Below are 17,967 nucleotides of genomic sequence, written 5' to 3'. Positions count from 1 at the left end.
GTGCTGACATCCGCTGGCAGTGCCGCAGGCATTGATTTGAGTTTGCATCTGGTGCGGCGTGATTACGGCCAGTTTGCCGCCAACAGCGTGGCGCGCAGGCTGGTCGTGCCCCCGCATCGCGTCGGCGGCCAGGCGCAGTTTATCGAACAACCGGTGCCAGTAGCCTATGAAAGTCAGCGCCTCAGCCCGCTGTTTGATTATCTGCAAAGCCATCTTGCGGATGAGCATACCGTTGAGTCACTTGCGGTTTTTACCGGCATGAGCCCGAGAACATTTTTACGCCGTTTTGCCGCGACGGCTGGCACCACACCCTCACGCTGGTTGCTGAACATGCGCCTGTCACGCTGCCGTGACTTACTGGAAAGCAGCACGCTGTCTATCGACGAAATTGCCGAACGTGTCGGCTTTGGCAGTGCCGCCACATTGCGCCATCATTTCCGCGCAAAGCTATCCACAACACCTGCTGCCTACCGCAAGACATTTACTTCAGGTAACGAAAAAATGATTACCTCACGCGAAACAACGTGATAGAGATAACGGCATTATTTGAAAGTTGAACAGATGAATTTATCTGGAGAAAATATGCGTAAATTGAATGTGTTATTTTTTTCCGCGGCCCTGATGGCCAGTTCTTTGCCAATGGCGTTAACGGCTCACGCTGAGGATGCCCCAGCCGCTGGCTCAGCTGCGGTAAGCTCTTCTTATGAAATCAAAGAGTTTCATGCAGATTACCAGCCCTATAAAATTGGCGACGTCGTACCGGAGTTGTACCGTACCAAGCCCTATCAAATTGACGCATGGAAAATCAGACACTTGCCTGCACCCGAAGCGGGTAGCCACTGGACGTACATGGGCGGCAACTATGTGTTGATTAGCGACGCGGAAGGGAAAATCATGCGAGCCATGAGAGGCGAGATTTTTTACCAGCACTAACCGCCCCAACCCCGGCCATCGCACCGGGGTTTTCGACTCGATCAGCCACTAATTTAAACGCTACGCATCGCTTTAATCTTCGAGAAACCGTACTCAAAAATCATGTCAGTGGTACACATAAAGACAATCACATCACCTGACCCGCACGCTTCCAGCGTTTCGTTTAATTCGGTATCAAACTCTTTTGACAGTTGTGGCATCAACATCTGCATGTCGCCTGGATAATCTTCATCTTCGTCTGCTGGCATATCTTCAATTTTTGAACCGCGCACCACATAAACCAACACGTTTTTGTCGTCGAACACGATGGGCGCACGCAGATACTTGCCCGTAGGATGCTTAGCCATTTTGTTACCCTTTTGCTTTCAGCTTGAAATTTCGCGCTATCCTCGCAAAAGATGATGCGAAAAGACAGTCTCAGTGTGACTTATGCCCTTCCCCCACTCGCCAAATCCTCTCCGCATAGCGCCCGACCAACGCCAGTGAGATGGCAAGCAACAGGAAGAAAATCACTTTGTTGGTATCGTCCCAGAACATTTCGAAATAGCGCGTGTAGAGATTGATGCCGAGGAACGTTAAGCCGAAACCGCGCAGCATGCCGTCGTCGGTTTTCAGGCTTATCCAGATACATGCCCCAGCCGCCAACGCAAATAGCAGTGACCAGTGCATCAGCTCAATCTGGCGCACACTCTGCCAGATATCGACATCGTAATTACCGAAGATCGACAAAATCCACAGCGCGATAAACAGATACAGCAACCCCATCGCTTTGCTGACGTTAAATAGATTACGCTGCTGTAATGGCGTTTTCAGCAGATAACAGCCCGCAAGTAGCACCGCTCCGAATAACACAAACCGGATGGGGTAGTTCATGCCGAGCCAATATGCCCCCCATCCGGAAGCATAGCCCGTAGAAGAGCCGAAGAAGCTGCCTAATGCCAACAGGCAAAATAGCCAGACAAGCCCCGAACGCGCCAGATAGCCCATCACGCCATAAATTGCGCATCCCAGTAAAAATAGCGGAGCGACATTCCCGCTGCCGTTATCCAGCGCCATGCCGACCTGCGATAAACATAGCGCGGTGAATAACACACCGAGGAACACAATCGCTTCATTGCTATAGCGTTTCTCCGGTGTGCGTTTTTGGCGCTGAAAACCCCAGGAGTAACAAGCTGCGGCAATAATAGCCAGAATCACGGCACGGGTGGCGTAGCCAAAATTGAACAGCAACGCCATCAAATACTCGTCGGCGACCAGGCTTCCTATAGCGATAATGGCGCAAGCGAGCGCAATCCAGAAGGCGTAACGGCTCAGGCGCTGCCAGTCAAAAAGTTGTACCGAGAGATTTTGTTGCAGCCGCTGTTGTTCGGATTCTTCTATCACCCCTTCTTTGCGCCAGCCTTCAAGCGTATGCCGGATGACTTTTTCCTGTTTGCGTGTCACTTTCATTACGGTTTTCCTTACCTGAATCCAGGCATCAGGTTACAACATCTTGTCGTAATCTAAGAGATGACACATTCTGATTCATCATTTTAGCTGAGGTAGACCGATGCAAGACTGGAACCCCGCTCGCAACTTACAGTTTGAGGCCGAACGCACCCGACCCGCCGCTGAATTAGCCGTGCGTATCCAGTATCCCAGCGCGCATTCGTCGGTCAGAAAAGCGCAACGTCTTCCGACAGAACCGCCGTAAATGGTGGATGTCGCTCGCGCTTATTCCCCCTACAAAACAACAGGGTCACGTTATTTCAGGCGCAGTGGTGGGAGTTGGTCAAAAACTGAACGCAGGCAACTTCCCCACATCGTGCGAATTTCGCTGAAATATTCATGTTGTGCAGTGATGGCGTACTGGTGGGAATCATCAAAACTGTCACCGTGATAAATCATCACATCGAGCGGCAGGCCAACGGATAAGTTGGAGTTAAGCGTGGAGTCCATGGAAATCAGTGCGCATTGCACCGCTTGATCAATGCCGGTGTCGTAACTGACGATGCGATCGATAATCGGTTTGCCATATTTGCTTTCGCCAATCTGGAAATAAGGTGTGTCAACGGTGGCTTCAATGAAGTTCCCCTCGGCGTAAATATGGAACAGGCGCATCCCTTCGCCGCGAATCTGCCCACCGAGAATAAAAGTAGCCGTAAAATCTGCCCCATCGCGGGCAATCACCTCTTTTAAGGTTTGCCCCACCAGCACGGCGGCGTCATACAGCGAGCAAACGGTGTAGAGGTTTTGCGTGGTGGCATCCTGCGAACGGTGCTGTAGCAAGTTGATAACGCTTTGTGTCGTCGCCAGGTTTCCCGCACTTTGCATGATGAGAGTGCGGTCATCTCCACGATGAAAAACATGCAGTTTCTTGAATGTGGAGATGTGGTCAACGCCTGCGTTGGTGCGCGAATCGCTGACAAAGATCATCCCGCTTGTCAGGCGCATGGCGACGCAATAAGTCATAAAAATCCCCTGTCTGGATATGAGCGAGTCTCGTGGTGTTTACTCGCCCGTCAAAGCTGTTGGTTATTGTTGCGTACTCTGCATACGTTGAACGGCCGCCACCGTTTCCATGCCTTCGTCGCCGCCCCCCATGCGCACACCTCGTACCGGGCAAGCATCAAGATAATCAAATCCCACAGCCAGTTTAAGATGGTGGCAGGTGTTGCGCGTGTTGTTGGTAATGTCAAAACTGTGCCAGTGCCCTTCGACTAACGCTTCCACCCAGGCGTGCGTCGCCACGTGTGCACTGTCTGGGGTGTAGAGATAACCGCTGACATAACGTGCAGGTATCCCGAGGCTGCGGCAACAGGCGACAAACACGTGAGCGTGATCCTGGCAAACCCCCACGCCTGCGGCGAACACTTGCGCGGCGCTGTCTTTCACATTCGTGCCACCTGGCGTGTAAGGCATGCGCTCTAATACTTCGCCCATGATGACGGTCAAACTTTCCAGCGGAGCTGTTTCCTGCCAGTAGTACCCGGCAAAGGCCAGAATTGCACTATCGGGTTGGGTTAATGGCGTATGGCGCAGCCACACCAGTGGCGAAAGTGCTTCGCAAGTGCCGTCATCAAGCGCTTCGCCTTCGGCAATTTCCACCACACCTGTGGCTTTAATGCTAATCGACTGATGCGGGCGGTCGAGCGTCAATACGTGCAGAATATTCCCGAACGCATCGGTGGTCTGCACCGCCTCTACGGGTAATGCCAGTTGCCACGAAATAATGTGCTGATGCACTGATTCCTGCGGGGTGAGGCGCAAATATTGCGTGCTGTGTTTCACCAACTCGTCATAGCTGTAATGCGTGCTGTGCTCAATCGTCAGTCTCATTGTGCCTCCAGGTAAGTGTATTGGATACTTTCGGAAATCGCATTAACCTGACTTAAAAAGCGAGTCAGCCAGGGCTGCAGGCCGGTATTGATGACGTCATCTAAGGTGCTAAAGCGTAGTTCAGCATGCAGAACATGCGCCAGGCGGCGTGGTGCATTGGCACTGTGGCCGCCAATCAGCTCCAGTTGATTGACCACCTCTTCGATGCACGAGCGCAAGGACCGCGGGCTTTCGCTGCGCAAAATCAGCAGGTCAGCCACCATTTCGCGCACCAGCTGTTGTTTGTAGATGCTGTGATACGCCTCGCGGGCGCTGACTGCGCGTAACAAGGTGTCCATTCGATAGTGTTCGCGCACCGCATCAGGGTCGTTATCCAACAGTTGGTTTTTCACACCGAGCAAACGGGCGGTACTGTCTGCGCGCTCTAGTAAAGTGCCGATGCGGATAAAGGACATGGCATCGTTGCGCAACATGGTGCCGAACATCGCCCCACGAAACAGGTGTGAACGATCTTTTACCCAGTCGAAAAAGTCATCGGCATTGCTGCTGTTAACGCCCTCTTTGCGCAACCGCTTCATTTCAATCCACGCAGAGTTGATGCTTTCCCACACTTCCGACGATAAACTGCCGCGCACCGCATGGGCATTTTCCCAGGCTGATTGTAAGCAGCTGAAGATACTGCTCGGGTTACGGTTATCCAGCGCAAAATAGTCGAAAATACCTGGCATGGTGAGCTGCTGGTAATGCTCCCAATACGCAGTCCCACTGCCCGTTAAATTCAGTGGCACCTGCAAATCTTGATGTCCAGTTTCACGAAACGGCATCATGGATAAACGGTTGGTGACATCCAGTACCCGGGCGATGTTCTCGGCACGTTCCAGATAACGCGCCATCCAATAGAGTTCACTGGCAGTGCGGCTTAGCATGATGTGTCGTCCTCCAGAACCCAGGTATCTTTGGTGCCACCGCCTTGTGACGAGTTCACCACCAGCGAGCCTTTTTTCAGCGCCACTCGCGTTAATCCGCCGGCAATCAGGCGCGTTTCTGCGCCATACAGCGCAAACGGACGTAAATCGATATGTCGTGGTGCCAGCCCTTCATCAACAAAAGTCGGGCAAGTTGAGAGCGCAAGCGTATCCTGTGCGATGTAGTTTTGCGGGCGCGCTTTCAAGACGGCACGAAAGGCTTCGAGCTCCGCTTTACTGGCCGCAGGGCCAATTAACATGCCGTAACCGCCCGCTCCGTGAACCTCTTTCACTACCATTTGGTTCAGCCGCGAAAGCACATAGTTTAACTGGTCGGGGTGGCGGCATTGCCAGGTGGGCACGTTGTGGAGAATCGGTTCTTCGGAAAGATAAAAGCGGATCATTGCCGGAACATACGGGTAGATAGATTTGTCGTCAGCCACACCGGTGCCGATGGCATTTGCCAACACCACGCCACCTGCACGGTACACCGAGAGCAGCCCGGGCACGCCGAGCATGGAGTCGGGACGAAACGCCAGTGGGTCGAGAAATGCGTCATCCACACGACGATAAATGACGTCAACTTTGCATGGGCCCAGCGTGGTACGCATGAAAACGGCCCCTTCTTTCACAAACAAATCGGCGCTTTCAACTAATTCGACGCCCATTTGTTGTGCCAGGAAACTGTGTTCGAAATACGCACTGTTAAAGCGCCCAGGGGTTAACACCACCACAGTCGGGTCGTTAACTGGCGAGCTTTCACGCAAAGTTTGCAGCAAATGAGAGGGGTAGCGCTCGATGGGGCGAATACGCTGTTGGGCAAATAATTCTGGGTACAGCCGCATCATCATTTTGCGGTTTTCCAGCATGTATGAAACGCCAGAAGGTGTGCGCAGGTTATCTTCCAACACGTAATATTCCCCGTCCCCGCCGCGCACCATATCCACGCCAATGATTTGCGCGTAGATATCGCGATGAAGGTTAATCCCTTGCATACACGGCTGATACTGATCGTTTGCCAGTACTTGTTCGGCGGGGATGACTCCGGCTTTAAGAATGTTTTGATCGTGGTAGATGTCGTGCAAAAAGAGGTTTAGCGCCTGCACGCGTTGGCGGATACCGGCATCGAGCATCGCCCATTCAGCGGCAGGAATGATGCGCGGAACGCTATCAAATGGAATGAGTCGTTCGGCTCCGTCCTCGTCGCCATAAACATTAAAAGTAATTCCCACGCGGTGAAACAGTAAAGCGGCTTCCTGTTTCTTGCGCATCACAGCACTACTATCGGCCTGTTGTAACCAGTTCCAGTAATTCCCGTAATGGCCACGATGATTGCCATCAACTGCAAACATTTCATCAAAAAAAGATGCTGCACCAGGGTCCATATTGATCATAATTCCCTCGCTTAATGCCATGGAGTTAAAAGGAATTAAGCAGGAAATATGCCAGGTGCGCTTTGGTGCAAAAAGAGCGGAGATTTGCGCATATGAGGGGCAAGCGTGCCAGCGACTGCACCTTTTCAGGGCGGGCAAGCATGAGCGCCACCCGCCATTTGCACTATTTTGAGGAGACAGCCTGACACCGGAACCAACGGTCACACAATGCGTCAAAGGCCCAGTTATACATCACGCTATACGGCAGGAAAAACAAGAAGAAGCCAATTTCGACCATAAACGCCTGCAGCAGTGTGATGTCGAGCACCCAGGCCGCTATCGGCAGGCCAATCAGGATAAAGCCCCCTTCAAAACCCACAGAGTGCGCTACGCGAAGGGGCATCCGGCGCTTTTGGCCAACCGGGAAAAACTTATCAAACACGGCGTTATAAATCAGGTTCCACACCATTGCGACGGTCGAGAGCAAAATCGACAGCGCCCCCATCTGGAACAGCGGCTTATCCAGCACCCACGCCGCCAGCGGTGCACAAATCGCAATCGCGATCACTTCAAAACCCACCGCATGCACAATGCGTTCGGCAAGTGTTCTATTTTGAGACTGCATAACACACTCCAGACTATCTCACAGCAATAGGGCTATGCAGCGCATTATCATCGTAATTACTGATAGACTAAAATGAATAGCCATCGATTAAAGCGATAGATGATGAAATATTCTCCCGAAGCCCTCGAAGCGTTTTTGCAGGCAGTCGAAACCGGGTCGTTTTCTGCGGCGGCTCGTAAGCTCAAGAAAAGCCAGTCGACGGTGAGCAGCGCGATTGCCAATCTGGAAGCCGATTTAGGTGTGACGCTGTTTGACCGCCAAAGCCGACAGCCGGTGTTAACCGCTCAAGGGCAGCATGTCTTGCCTTATATCCAGTCGATAGCGGCGGCAAGCGAGAGACTGAATGAAGTCTCGGTACGTCTGGCCGCAGATGTGGAACCCCGCCTGAGTTTCGTGCTGTCTGATGTCTGGCAAACGGCACATCACGAATCAATCCTGCAGCGTTTTTCCCAACGCTTTCCCGATATCGAATTCGAATGTTTGATTGCTGAAGATGAGGATGTTATTGACCTGATTCAGAGTGGTCGTGCGCACGTTGGCGTGCTGCGGGTGCAGCCGCGTTACCCGGTGGATGTGACGGTAGCGCGTTTACAGGTCGGGGCCGAAATGGCGATTTTCATTCATCAACAGCATGAGTTAGGCCAATTGAAAACTGTCGAAATGGACCGTTTGCAGACCGTACGCCAACTGTGCCTGAGCACATTCACTGACCCAACGCGCAATAAAAGCGGCGGCCCGAAGTGGTCTTCACCGTCGTGGTTAATGCTGCTGGAGATGGCGGAACAAGGTTTTGGTTGGGGGATTTTGCCGCGTTGGCTGGTTGAGCAGTTTGGACATGGTATTTTGCAGGAGTTGCCTGTTGCAGGCTGGCCGCAACGCATTGATGTCGACGTTATTTGGTCAAATAAAACGCCCCCAGGTCATGCAGGGCGTTGGATGATTGATCAGTTGCGGGCACAAAATCCACAAACAGATATCGGATAAAAAAGTCGGATGACGCAGCACTTATCCGACCCCGGGGGGCTGCTATAGGGTGGATAATCGCAAGCGTCATCCACCACAAACCACTATTTACGCTTCGGCATCGTCTTCAACAACTCATCTGGGCTAATGGACGCCAGCACATCACTGCCAGGTAATGGCATTTTGAGGATGTGGTTTTTCATCTTGCCAATCACGTGCATCTCACACGGGCGGCAGTCGAATTTCAGTGTCAGTACTTCATCCTGATGCACAAGTTGCATCGGCGTGGCTTTCCAGCTTTTGACTGAGCCTTTCGCTTGTTTCGGGCACAAGTTGAAGGCAAAACGCAGGCAATGTTTGGTGATCATCACCGGTACTTCGCCCTTCTCTTCGTGTGCTTCATACGCGGCATCAATCAATTTCACGCCGTAACGCTGATAAAACTCACGTGCTTTGTGGTTGTAAACGTTCGCCAGAAAAGTGAGGTGTTCTTCCGGATAGACAGGTGCCGGCACACTCACCGCTTTACGGCTGCCGCGTTGGTACTGCTGCAAACGCACATCACTTAACTCGTCGATGGCTTCACGGCGCAACTGATTAAGCTGGCTGTTTGGGATAAACAAAGCAGCAGGCAAATTCAAATCGACTTTGCGTGCCTGGTACATCGTTTGCCCCAGTTTCGCCAGGCTGTCCCGCAGGCTGGCGTAGGCTTTTTCCGGGTTGTTCGCCACGTCAAACTGCCCTTCCAGCGTTTTGCTGACACTGGCGCCATCTTCACTGGTGACAGTCAAAACCAGTTGTTCCTGCCAACCGCTTAATTCCAAATCCACCGCAATTCGGCGTTCGCTGGAAGTTTTAGTCAGCGCCTGTTGCCAGTTATGGTCAAGGTTACGGTTCAGCGGATGGTTCGGACGCACGTTTTTCAGGGTTTCCGGCATTTCATTCGGCCAGATGCGGTACTGATTTTTACCGGTTTTCTCCACGGTATTGGCGCGGAAACCGACGATATCACGTTTAATCAACACGTTCAGACCATCGCCGTTGGTCAACGAATCGGTGACATTCACATCGAGGAAATCTTTGCCGACTTTGAGCACTTCGCCCACTGGCAGGCCGATGTATTTAGGCGAATCAAACGCGCCAATATCGATTTTACGCTCGTTCACAAAGTAATCGGTGCTACCGCGATGGAAGGTTTTATCCGGCGATGGGATAAAGAAATGCGAGGTCACACCCGCTGACGCGCGAACTAAATCCGTGCGCTGCTCCATTAATTCATCAAGCAACTGGCGGTAATACGAGGTGATGTTTTTCACATAGCTCATATCTTTGTAGCGCCCTTCTATCTTGAAGGAACGCACGCCCGCATCGACCAACGCCGCCAGATTGGCGCTCTGGTCATTGTCTTTCATCGAAAGCAGGTGTTTTTCATAGGCCACAACACGCCCCTGATCATCTTTTAGGGTGTAGGGCAAACGGCACGCCTGGGAGCAATCACCCCGGTTTGCGCTACGCCCTGTCTGGGCGTGAGAAATATTACATTGGCCGGAATACGCCACGCACAATGCGCCGTGAATAAAGAATTCAATAGTGGCGTCAACGTTTTCGTGGATGTCGCGAATCTGGTTGAGGTTTAGCTCGCGCGCCAACACGATTTGTGAGAAGCCGACATCAGAAAGAAATTTCGCTTTTTCAACACTTCGAATGTCGCACTGGGTACTGGCGTGGATTTCAATGGGCGGTAAGTCCATTTCCATCACGCCCATGTCCTGCACAATCAGCGCATCAACACCGGCCTGATACAGGTCGTGAATCATCCGGCGAGCGGGTTCGAGTTCGTTGTCATGCAAAATGGTGTTGAGCGTAACGAAAATCTTCGCCCCATAACGGTGTGCAAACGGCACCAGTTCTGCCAGGTCTTGCAGACTGTTGCCAGCATTATGGCGAGCGCCAAAGCCAGGCCCACCAATGTAAACCGCATCCGCACCATGCAAAATAGCTTCGCGGGCGATGGCGGTGTCACGGGCTGGACTGAGTAGTTCAAGATGATTGGCGTGCAGGCGCATAGTGAGTTTGTTTTCTGTGTTATGGGCGAAAGGCGGCTATTGTAGTCAGATTGAGCTGGTAAGCAAAGATCTGCGCAACCCATAGTAGTTGGAATATCTTAGCTATACTTTGTTACATCTTTTCTCACCTGCCCCCAAGCAGTCGCTCAAATTACGCTGGAATAGCTAAAGATGCTGAACTATATATTGATATAATTCATACTCATCAAGGAAATAATCACAAGAGTTATCATATTAAACTTATTTAAGTGGAAGCTCGTTGAATGACAAAGTTAAGATAATTGAAAATGACAAAAAACGTTGAACACTCAGAGCTTTACCAATCAGAAGGTGCCAAGTTACTCTACAATAATTCGTTACCTGGCATTCTGATTACATTTATTGCCTCAACTGTACTTGCTTTCACTTTTATCGACAGTCACGATTTCCAGGCAAAAATTACCTGGTGGATAGTGATGACGTTAACTTTATCCGCACGGTTTATTGATACATTTATGTGGATAAAAAGTAGCGCTGAGCGTAAACGCAGCAAAACGTGGGTGCCACGGTTTTCATTAGGCTGTTTAATAACCGCCGTGTTATGGAGCGCCTATGCAGTTATTTTTTACCAAACTTTTTCTGTCGAAGAGTTGAGCACCACCACTGTCATTCTTGCCGCCATGGCCGGGGGAGCAAGCAGTTTGCTTTCTGCAAACCTTCTGCTTGCGGTGGCCTACAACATTATTATCCTTATGCCGATGTCAATCTTGCTCATCATGCAGGATGAACAATATAGAATTAATCTCGGTGGTTTAGGCATTTGCTTCACGCTAATAATGATTATCGCAGCAGCACGTACCACGAATTATATTAAAGAAGCCATTTTATTACGCTATAGAAACAAAAAACTTGTCTCTCGCATGGAAGACACCATTCGCAAAAGAACACAGCAAGTCTATGAGATTTCAAATAAAGATTCTTTGACTGGTTTATATAATCGCACGGCTTTTTTGGCCGCCGTCAAAAGCGTAGAGCAAGATTTTAAGCAACACCACATCGAGGGATATTCAATATTCTTTATCGACCTGGATGGCTTTAAAAACATTAATGACACGCTCGGCCACAATGCAGGCGACGACGTACTGGTGAATATTAGTGGCCAGTTAAAAAAGTGTAATACTGCTGACACTATTATGTGCCGCTGGGGCGGCGATGAGTTTATCTTGCTGGTGAAAGAAAACCAACATCAGCCCATCAACGCACTCGCACAACACATTACCACCGCCCTTTCTTTGCCCATAAATTTAGGCGACCAAACCGTTACCCTTAACGCCACCATTGGTATTGCGGTTTGCCCGGAACATGCCACCTCGATTACCCGCCTGATCCAACTGGCCGACATCGCCATGTATTCACAAAAAGGCAAATATCCGGAACGTGTTGCTTTTTATAATCTCGATCTGGAACGCAATCTGCGCCATAAAATCATGCTCAATGAGGCGTTAAAAAGCGCACTTCATCACCAGCAACTTCGTCTTGTGTATCAGCCAATTGTCGATTGCACAGGCCAGATTATTAGTTTCGAAGCATTGATGCGCTGGCGTTATCAAGACCAGGATATCTCACCCGTTGAGTTTATTCCTTTGATGGAACAAAGCGGTCGCATCGTCGAAGTCGGCAGTTGGGTATTGGAAGAAGCCTGTAAAGCTTTAGCGAAGATGCGCCAGTGCAACGTAGATATCTGCATGTGCGTGAATATTTCGCTGATTCAGTTTTACGATAAGGGCTTTGTTGAGAACGTTAAACGGGTTATCAAACGCTACGATATCCCAGGGCATTTGCTGCATCTGGAAGTGACGGAATCAATTTTCCAGACGGAACAAATGCATATTAACCAAAAAGTGAGCCAGCTCCAGCAGTGCGGTGTGAAATTTTCCGTCGATGATTTCGGTTCGGGTTATTCGAGCCTTTCTGTTATCCAGAATATGAATATCGATTACATCAAAATCGACCGTTCCTTTATTCAACACATTGAACACAAAGGTCTGTCTATCGTGCAGGCTGTGATGAATATGTCCCAAAGTCTCAATTTTAGCGTGATTGCGGAAGGCGTGGAAACTGAAATACAGCGCAAAATGCTAGTGCAATGCGGCATCCCTTATATGCAGGGTTACTATTTTTCACCACCTATGGAAAGCCATGATGCGTGGGAATATCTCAATAATGCGTTGAGTAAAACCCCAAATTAACGTGCAGATTTTTCAAGAATATCGGTTCTGTTGTTAATGGGTTGTAATGTTATAGTCCGGTAACGCTATAACAAAGAAGGGAAAAAATGCGCGCATTATCCATTCCGTTACCTACGGTACTGACAGGGTTTGTCGCCGTATTAGTTGGCTACGCAAGTTCAGCGGCAATCATCTGGCAGGCGGCTGAAGCCGCAGGTGCGAATACCCTGCAAATCGCGGGCTGGCTGACGATGCTGGGGATTGGCATGGGCATCAGCACCCTGGTGCTCACGGTTTGGTATCGCTCGCCGATTCTCACCGCGTGGTCGACACCAGGGGCGGCACTCCTCGCCACCAGCCTACCGGGCCATTCGCTAAACGAAGCCGTTGGCGTATTTATATTCGCTTCGTTTTTGATTCTGCTGTGCGGCGTCACCGGTTTGTTCGCACGTGTCATGCGCCTGATCCCTTCCACATTGTCCGCCGCCATGCTCGCGGGGATCCTGCTGCGATTTGGCCTCGATGCTTTTACATCATTGCAGGGCAATTTTTTGCTCAGCGCGAGTATGCTGCTTGGCTGGTTGTTGGCAAAAGCCTGGGCACCGCGTTACGCCGTGGTCGTTGCCATGGTTGTTGGCCTGCTAGTCTGTGTGATGAGTGGCAATCTGCAAAACGGCAGCATGCCAGTTGCGATGGTAATGCCCGAATTTACTGCTCCGCACTTCTCGCTCGCAAGCTTGCTCGGTATCGGTATTCCCTTCTTCCTGGTCACGATGGCGTCACAAAATGCACCTGGTGTCGCGACACTAAAAGCCTCGGGTTATGACGTTCCCATCTCACCGCTGATTGTGGTCACGGCCGCCCTTGCCCTATTGCTGGCTCCATTTGGCGTATTTTCAATCTGTATTGCTGCAATAACTGCCGCCATTTGTCAGGGGGCAGAAGCTCATCCGGATCCCTCAAAGCGTTGGCTTGCAGCCGCTGCGGCTGGGGTATTTTATTTGCTGGCGGGTATTTTTGGCGGCTCAATTACCACCTTACTCACCGCACTCCCGGTTGCTTACATTCATACGCTGGCGGGGCTGGCATTACTGAGCACCATTGCCGGAAGCTTGTATCAGGCGTTAAACCACGAACGAGAGCGCGATGCCGCAATAGTGACCTTTTTAGTCACCGCTTCTGGGGTCAATTTGTTGGGGGTTGGTTCCGCTTTTTGGGGGCTGGTTGCTGGTGGGATGTGTTACGCGCTGTTCTCACTTTCCCGCCGCGCGTAGCTGCGAAGGGGTCACACCGATTGAGGCTTTAAAACGATGACTGAAATGGCTTGCCGAGCTGAAACCGCAAGCCATCGCAATATCGGTCAACGTTAACGCGCTATTTTTTACCAGGTTTTCAGCGCGCAGCATGCGCCGCTGCATCACATATTGATGGGGTGCAAGTTGTGTCGATTGCTTAAACATCCGAGCAAAATGAAAGTCACTCAACCCGGCTTCCAGAGCCAGTTCGGTCAGCGTCAAAGGTTCGCTGAGATGCTGTTCAATGTATGCCTGAATATTGCGTAACACCACCGGAGCAAGACCGCCTCGCACAATGGGCAAGCGCCACTGCACATTGCTGTAAGTCTGAATCAAGTGGGTGAGTAGCAATGTTGACGCGGTGCTGAGCGTTAAATGGTTCGCCCGTTGTTGCCAGTCGCTGCTGAGCAAAAAATGGCGATACAACTGCGTAATGCGCGGGTCCTCACTGAAGATTTTCTCATCAAGCTGGATAGACGCCGGGCTACGATCCCAGATTTGCTCGGCAATGCTGCGCAAATGCCCATCGGTACAATACAGATGCACAAACGAAAAATGATTGCGGATATCCCATGTGGTTTCGCTGTCTTGTGGCATCAGGCAAAACCGGTCTGGCCCGCCGCCATTTTTCCAGCCGGATGAAGTTTTATGGTAGGTTTCCTGCCCCTCGTTCACATACATGCTTAACGTATGGTGATCACTGCATTGCGTGACACGATCGAGGCTGTTTGACCACGCCGACAATTGGATACCAGAACCCAGTTGCACGTTATCTTCCAGCACCGCGTTGTGCTGGCGAAGATTTTCAAAAGCGTTATACGACTGGGTCATAACGGGCGGCCATCAAAGTTAAGAGCTAACAGTTTAAGTAGTGACCGCGCCTGTTTCCAGATGTAAAGCATAACATTACCCTAAATAATCCGAGTTGCAGGACGTATAACGGATAAAAAACCGCAAGAATATGCAAGTCCAGCAAACAGGTGAAAGCATGCGTTTGCGCATTCGCAGATACTCCCACTATCCGTTTGGGGAGATAACAACATGAATGCGTTACTTTATATTTTAGTGGTGGTGATTTGGGGTACAACGTGGCTGGCGATTTATATGCAGCAAGGCGTGGTATCTGTACCCGTTTCTATTTTCTGGCGTTTTGCTGTGGCAGCGGTCGTGATGCTGGTGGTGCTGCGCTCATTGGGGCCTTTACGGCGTATCAGTTTGCGCGATCATCTGTTCTGTATGCTGCAAGGCGGCTGTGTTTTTGGCTTTAACTTCGTCTGCTTTTATCATGCGGCGACGTATATCAGCTCAGGTTTGGAGTCAGTTATTTTTTCCATGGCGGTGTTGTTTAACGCGGTCAATAGCATGATTTTCTTCCGCCAGCGCCCACATAAAAACCTGCTGCCAGCAGCGGTGCTCGGCATTTCCGGCGTTATCGCGCTGTTCTGGCACGATCTGGTTGCCACACAACTGGCACCGTCATTGCTGTTGGGTATCGGGTTAAGTGCGCTCGGCACGTTTGGTTTTTCGCTCGGTAATATGATCAGCACGCGCCATCAACGCCGAGGACTTGAGACGCTGTCGACCAATACCTACGCCATGTTTTATGGCACCGTTATTATGGGTGTGCTGGCACTGCTGCGTGGTGATTCGTTTATGCCCGAGTTCACGCTGCGCTATTTGGGCTCGCTGTTCTATTTGGCGATATTCGGTTCAGTGATTGCCTTTGGTGCGTATTTCACGCTGGTCGGGCGCATCGGTGCCAGCCAGGCAGCTTACAGTACTCTGCTCTTCCCGCTCGTCGCACTCAGCCTTTCGACGATTTATGAAGACTATGTCTGGCACAGCAACGCTATTATTGGGCTAGTGATGATCCTGCTGGGGAATTTGGTGATGTTCGCAAAACCGGGGATGTTTAACTTCCTGCCGTGGTGCAAGCGGGCGGCGTGAGGATTAAAAAAGGGAGCAAGGCTCCCTTAGCGTCGTGCCATAGCCTGTTCGTTATACCAATTAGCTTTTCTGATTGGTATAAAACGTGGTGGTATCCGTGGCCAGGTCATCAACCGCTTGCTTCATGGTCGCCACGGTGAGTAACCTGGTTTCGTTGCTCAAGTCCTCTCCTGTTCCTTTACGCACCACACGTACCATCGGTTTACCGGTTGCCGCATCAATCAACTCCGCCTCATAGTATAAGTGAGTTTTCATGGTGCGGTGCCCCGTAACCACTTGCGTACCCGCAATGACTAACGCAATCGGCACCACTTCGTAGAATTGTAATCCTTCTTTAGAACTGTCCACTGCGGTAATCGCACTGCGGAAAATCAGGCTGCGTGCGCCGGGTTGAGTCACTAGCGGCTTATGCGACTGCACCGCCTCTTTGAGATGGATATTGGTGTAGTTCAACAAGGCCGCCAGTGCATCTGTACCGATCTGCGTCGTCGGTTTTGGTTCTGGGTAATAGATGACTGGGTGATACACAATACTGTCGTAATGACTCCCCTTAAAGTCAGGATCAACCCAACGCATAACAGTTTTACCCGAATCTGATGTTGTTTCCTGTAACCCTGAATAATCCTTTAAAAAACCCGAATAGTTTTCAGGCTCGGGTAAAGAAGAAGCACAACCGGCTAATGCTAATAACCCCGTCAGACACGCCGCTTTAAAACAAATTGTCATTCGCATAAATACTCCCTGTAAATTGCATATAAGCGCTCGCTTTATAGCAATAAAAAAGGGAATCTCAAAAGGTTAAAGATGCTGATTTTTTAAAAGACACCTTCCCGAAAAAATAATCCTTCATTATTTACCCATTAATAATAAATATTATGCATCTATGAGCTAACATATATAATCACCACCAATAATAAGGAGCCAATATGACACCTCATCTGCGAATAGCTCGACCAGTAACCGACCTCGCTCAAAGCAAAAACATGTATTGCCTGGGTTTAAGTTTGCAAGAACTGGGGGGGTTTAGCGAACATGATGGCTTCAGTGGCGTGATGTTGGGTCGCAGCGATTTAAGCTGGCATCTGGAATTTACCGTTTGCCACCGCCACCCCGTCGAACCTGCAGCCACAGTGGACGATCTATTGGTGCTTTATTATCCAGATAACTCACAATGGCAAAAAACCTGCCAGCAAATGCTGGAGGCAGGTTTTTTGACCATTAATAGTTTTAATCCATACTGGGATATCAGTGGTCGTACATTTATTGATAACGATGGTTATCGCGTTGTGCTACAAAACCGCGCGTGGCCAGCGGTTTAAATTTTACGCGCAAGCATAGTGGCAAAGCGTAATTTAATGCGATTGCCTTGTTCGTCAGTTTTATGTAATTCGCCCGTTTCTTCGTTGTATTTAATCAATTCCCAACCCGCGTAATAATTGCGCAGTTCGTCTGTTACGAAAGCAAATGGGAAACCGACGGTACAAGGGAAATCCTCGGTATCCATGGCGGCAACAATCAGGTTATAGCCCCCGGCTTTGGTGCAACGCTGCATGTTAGCAATCAGCCCAGGGATGGTGCTGCGTTCTAAAAACATCATCACCACGGTCGAAAGGATGAAATCATACTCACCCTCGAACTGTAATGTGTTCAGATCAACCACATCAGTGATGAGGTTTTTCAGCTCTTCAGTTTCAATGATTTTATTCAGGTTACTGATGCTCATCTGGTTTTTATCCCAGGCCGTCACATCAAACCCTTTTTGATTCAGATACAGGCTGTTACGCCCACTGCCACAACCGAGATCCAGTGTTTTACCCGGTGGGACGATAGTGACCGCATTCAGCACTTCGGAGTGAGTACGGGTTAAACCATATTTCTCAGTGTAATAATTTTCAGGAGCCATCTTAATTTGTCCTTTTTGCAGGCAGTTCGCTACGCAACAGTAATTTCCCCTGATACAACAGAGCAATCGTGCGCAACAACAACAGGCCAATAATAACATTAGTGAAGATAAACAGCGGCAGCACATGGCCAATGACCGGTGAAATCGACCAAATCTTAGCAGCGTAACGCCATGCAAACCCCATCCCGATGATGCCAAGGACAATGCCAAAATACCCTGCTGGTAGGTTGAGCATGGTGCGAGTGACTGACTTATTCATTAAGGTTAAATCTTAAGGTGTATTTTTGATGCATTTTATGCGAACACAGCGCGGAACGCCACCAGGGGATTTACCTGCTACGTTTTAAACAGCGATTTAATAAACACTGAGGC

The 17,967-nt window shown here is 50.2% G+C and carries 18 protein-coding genes and 1 pseudogene; 7 read left to right on the top strand and 12 right to left on the bottom strand.

Going from position 1 to position 17,967, the window contains the following annotated elements; all coding sequences use genetic code 11:
• Together VJY99_RS05605 and VJY99_RS05600 are read left to right on the top strand one after the other, a co-directional pair.
• The coding region (locus tag VJY99_RS05605) for a helix-turn-helix domain-containing protein (protein ID WP_324117092.1) at positions 1–528 on the top strand (528 nt) is incomplete at its 5' end.
• 54 nt (positions 529–582) lie between these two features.
• Positions 583–933, top strand: a complete 351-nt coding sequence (locus VJY99_RS05600; protein WP_414641574.1) for an RcnB family protein — start codon at positions 583–585, stop codon at positions 931–933.
• Positions 934–986: 53 nt separating this feature from the next.
• Here VJY99_RS05600 and VJY99_RS05595 read toward each other — a convergent pair whose 3' ends face one another.
• The 7 genes from VJY99_RS05595 to VJY99_RS05560 all read right to left on the bottom strand — a co-directional run bounded on the left by VJY99_RS05595 (position 987) and on the right by VJY99_RS05560 (position 7,214).
• A complete protein-coding gene (locus VJY99_RS05595; protein WP_324117091.1) occupies positions 987–1,280 on the bottom strand; it encodes a hypothetical protein in 294 nt (97 codons plus the stop codon).
• A 70-nt stretch (positions 1,281–1,350) separates the two neighbouring features.
• Positions 1,351–2,382, bottom strand: a complete 1,032-nt coding sequence (locus tag VJY99_RS05590) for a DUF2157 domain-containing protein (protein ID WP_324117090.1) — start codon at positions 2,380–2,382, stop codon at positions 1,351–1,353.
• 294 nt (positions 2,383–2,676) lie between these two features.
• On the bottom strand, positions 2,677–3,384 hold the full coding sequence (locus VJY99_RS05580) for a peptidase (RefSeq protein WP_324117089.1): 708 nt from the start codon (positions 3,382–3,384) through the stop codon (positions 2,677–2,679).
• 63 nt (positions 3,385–3,447) lie between these two features.
• Entirely contained in the window at positions 3,448–4,251 is an 804-nt protein-coding gene (locus VJY99_RS05575) for a transglutaminase family protein (protein WP_324117088.1), read from the bottom strand.
• Complete coding sequence (locus VJY99_RS05570) at positions 4,248–5,177, bottom strand: alpha-E domain-containing protein (RefSeq protein ID WP_324117087.1); 930 nt, start codon at positions 5,175–5,177, stop codon at positions 4,248–4,250. Before VJY99_RS05570 ends, VJY99_RS05575 begins: the two co-directional genes overlap by 4 nt.
• Complete coding sequence (locus VJY99_RS05565) at positions 5,171–6,610, bottom strand: circularly permuted type 2 ATP-grasp protein (protein ID WP_324117086.1); 1,440 nt, start codon at positions 6,608–6,610, stop codon at positions 5,171–5,173. Before VJY99_RS05565 ends, VJY99_RS05570 begins: the two co-directional genes overlap by 7 nt.
• Before the next feature lie 163 nt (positions 6,611–6,773).
• Complete coding sequence (locus tag VJY99_RS05560) at positions 6,774–7,214, bottom strand: multidrug/biocide efflux PACE transporter (RefSeq protein ID WP_324117085.1); 441 nt, start codon at positions 7,212–7,214, stop codon at positions 6,774–6,776.
• Positions 7,215–7,316: 102 nt separating this feature from the next.
• Between VJY99_RS05560 and VJY99_RS05555 the strand changes: the two genes are divergently transcribed.
• Positions 7,317–8,198, top strand: a complete 882-nt coding sequence (locus VJY99_RS05555; protein ID WP_324117094.1) for a LysR family transcriptional regulator — start codon at positions 7,317–7,319, stop codon at positions 8,196–8,198.
• A gap of 83 nt (positions 8,199–8,281) precedes the next feature.
• Here the strand turns inward: VJY99_RS05555 and VJY99_RS05550 are convergent, their stop codons facing one another.
• Complete coding sequence (locus tag VJY99_RS05550; protein ID WP_324117084.1) at positions 8,282–10,243, bottom strand: U32 family peptidase; 1,962 nt, start codon at positions 10,241–10,243, stop codon at positions 8,282–8,284.
• A 287-nt stretch (positions 10,244–10,530) separates the two neighbouring features.
• Here VJY99_RS05550 and VJY99_RS05545 point away from each other — a divergent pair, with 287 nt between their 5' ends.
• Together VJY99_RS05545 and VJY99_RS05540 are read left to right on the top strand one after the other, a co-directional pair.
• Positions 10,531–12,471 (top strand): putative bifunctional diguanylate cyclase/phosphodiesterase, encoded by a 1,941-nt coding sequence (locus tag VJY99_RS05545; protein ID WP_324117083.1) that lies wholly within the window; start codon positions 10,531–10,533, stop codon positions 12,469–12,471.
• An 86-nt stretch (positions 12,472–12,557) separates the two neighbouring features.
• Positions 12,558–13,724, top strand: coding sequence for a benzoate/H(+) symporter BenE family transporter (locus VJY99_RS05540; RefSeq protein ID WP_324117082.1), 1,167 nt, complete (start codon positions 12,558–12,560; stop codon positions 13,722–13,724).
• Here the strand turns inward: VJY99_RS05540 and VJY99_RS05535 are convergent.
• Complete coding sequence (locus VJY99_RS05535) at positions 13,704–14,576, bottom strand: AraC family transcriptional regulator (RefSeq protein ID WP_324117081.1); 873 nt, start codon at positions 14,574–14,576, stop codon at positions 13,704–13,706. The genes VJY99_RS05540 and VJY99_RS05535 overlap by 21 nt on opposite strands.
• Positions 14,577–14,786: 210 nt before the next feature.
• Here VJY99_RS05535 and VJY99_RS05530 point away from each other — a divergent pair, with 210 nt between their 5' ends.
• Entirely contained in the window at positions 14,787–15,692 is a 906-nt protein-coding gene (locus VJY99_RS05530) for a DMT family transporter (protein ID WP_324117080.1), read from the top strand.
• A gap of 60 nt (positions 15,693–15,752) precedes the next feature.
• Here VJY99_RS05530 and VJY99_RS05525 read toward each other — a convergent pair whose 3' ends face one another.
• Positions 15,753–16,424 carry a DUF3313 domain-containing protein gene (locus tag VJY99_RS05525; protein ID WP_324117079.1) on the bottom strand — a complete coding sequence of 224 codons (672 nt, stop codon included), beginning with the start codon at positions 16,422–16,424 and terminating at the stop codon, positions 15,753–15,755.
• Between the two features lie 194 nt (positions 16,425–16,618).
• Here VJY99_RS05525 and VJY99_RS05520 point away from each other — a divergent pair, with 194 nt between their 5' ends.
• On the top strand, positions 16,619–17,011 hold the full coding sequence (locus VJY99_RS05520; RefSeq protein ID WP_324117078.1) for a VOC family protein: 393 nt from the start codon (positions 16,619–16,621) through the stop codon (positions 17,009–17,011).
• Here the strand turns inward: VJY99_RS05520 and tehB are convergent.
• Together tehB and VJY99_RS19645 are read right to left on the bottom strand one after the other, a co-directional pair.
• The gene (gene tehB, locus VJY99_RS05515) at positions 17,008–17,595 is read right to left on the bottom strand and encodes a tellurite resistance methyltransferase TehB (protein WP_414641573.1); all 588 of its coding nucleotides are present in this window, start codon (positions 17,593–17,595) and stop codon (positions 17,008–17,010) included. The genes VJY99_RS05520 and tehB overlap by 4 nt on opposite strands.
• Positions 17,596–17,650: 55 nt before the next feature.
• Positions 17,651–17,854: pseudogene (locus tag VJY99_RS19645) on the bottom strand (dicarboxylate transporter/tellurite-resistance protein TehA); the annotation flags it as partial.
• Between the last annotated feature and the right edge of the window lie 113 nt (positions 17,855–17,967).

The organism is Buttiauxella sp., assembly GCF_035271705.1.
Lineage (GTDB): Bacteria > Pseudomonadota > Gammaproteobacteria > Enterobacterales > Enterobacteriaceae > Buttiauxella.
Note: the sequence above shows the minus strand (reverse complement) of the source record. Positions and strands in the feature narration are given on the sequence as shown.

Coding starts and splice junctions, on each gene's coding strand:
- VJY99_RS05600 (WP_414641574.1), top strand. CDS start 583: ATGCGTAAATTGAATGTGTTATTTTTTTCCGCGGCCCTGATGGCCAGT.
- VJY99_RS05595 (WP_324117091.1), bottom strand. CDS start 1,280: ATGGCTAAGCATCCTACGGGCAAGTATCTGCGTGCGCCCATCGTGTTC.
- VJY99_RS05590 (WP_324117090.1), bottom strand. CDS start 2,382: ATGAAAGTGACACGCAAACAGGAAAAAGTCATCCGGCATACGCTTGAA.
- VJY99_RS05580 (WP_324117089.1), bottom strand. CDS start 3,384: ATGACTTATTGCGTCGCCATGCGCCTGACAAGCGGGATGATCTTTGTC.
- VJY99_RS05575 (WP_324117088.1), bottom strand. CDS start 4,251: ATGAGACTGACGATTGAGCACAGCACGCATTACAGCTATGACGAGTTG.
- VJY99_RS05570 (WP_324117087.1), bottom strand. CDS start 5,177: ATGCTAAGCCGCACTGCCAGTGAACTCTATTGGATGGCGCGTTATCTG.
- VJY99_RS05565 (WP_324117086.1), bottom strand. CDS start 6,610: ATGATCAATATGGACCCTGGTGCAGCATCTTTTTTTGATGAAATGTTT.
- VJY99_RS05560 (WP_324117085.1), bottom strand. CDS start 7,214: ATGCAGTCTCAAAATAGAACACTTGCCGAACGCATTGTGCATGCGGTG.
- VJY99_RS05555 (WP_324117094.1), top strand. CDS start 7,317: ATGAAATATTCTCCCGAAGCCCTCGAAGCGTTTTTGCAGGCAGTCGAA.
- VJY99_RS05550 (WP_324117084.1), bottom strand. CDS start 10,243: ATGCGCCTGCACGCCAATCATCTTGAACTACTCAGTCCAGCCCGTGAC.
- VJY99_RS05545 (WP_324117083.1), top strand. CDS start 10,531: ATGACAAAAAACGTTGAACACTCAGAGCTTTACCAATCAGAAGGTGCC.
- VJY99_RS05540 (WP_324117082.1), top strand. CDS start 12,558: ATGCGCGCATTATCCATTCCGTTACCTACGGTACTGACAGGGTTTGTC.
- VJY99_RS05535 (WP_324117081.1), bottom strand. CDS start 14,576: ATGACCCAGTCGTATAACGCTTTTGAAAATCTTCGCCAGCACAACGCG.
- VJY99_RS05530 (WP_324117080.1), top strand. CDS start 14,787: ATGAATGCGTTACTTTATATTTTAGTGGTGGTGATTTGGGGTACAACG.
- VJY99_RS05525 (WP_324117079.1), bottom strand. CDS start 16,424: ATGCGAATGACAATTTGTTTTAAAGCGGCGTGTCTGACGGGGTTATTA.
- VJY99_RS05520 (WP_324117078.1), top strand. CDS start 16,619: ATGACACCTCATCTGCGAATAGCTCGACCAGTAACCGACCTCGCTCAA.
- tehB (WP_414641573.1), bottom strand. CDS start 17,595: ATGGCTCCTGAAAATTATTACACTGAGAAATATGGTTTAACCCGTACT.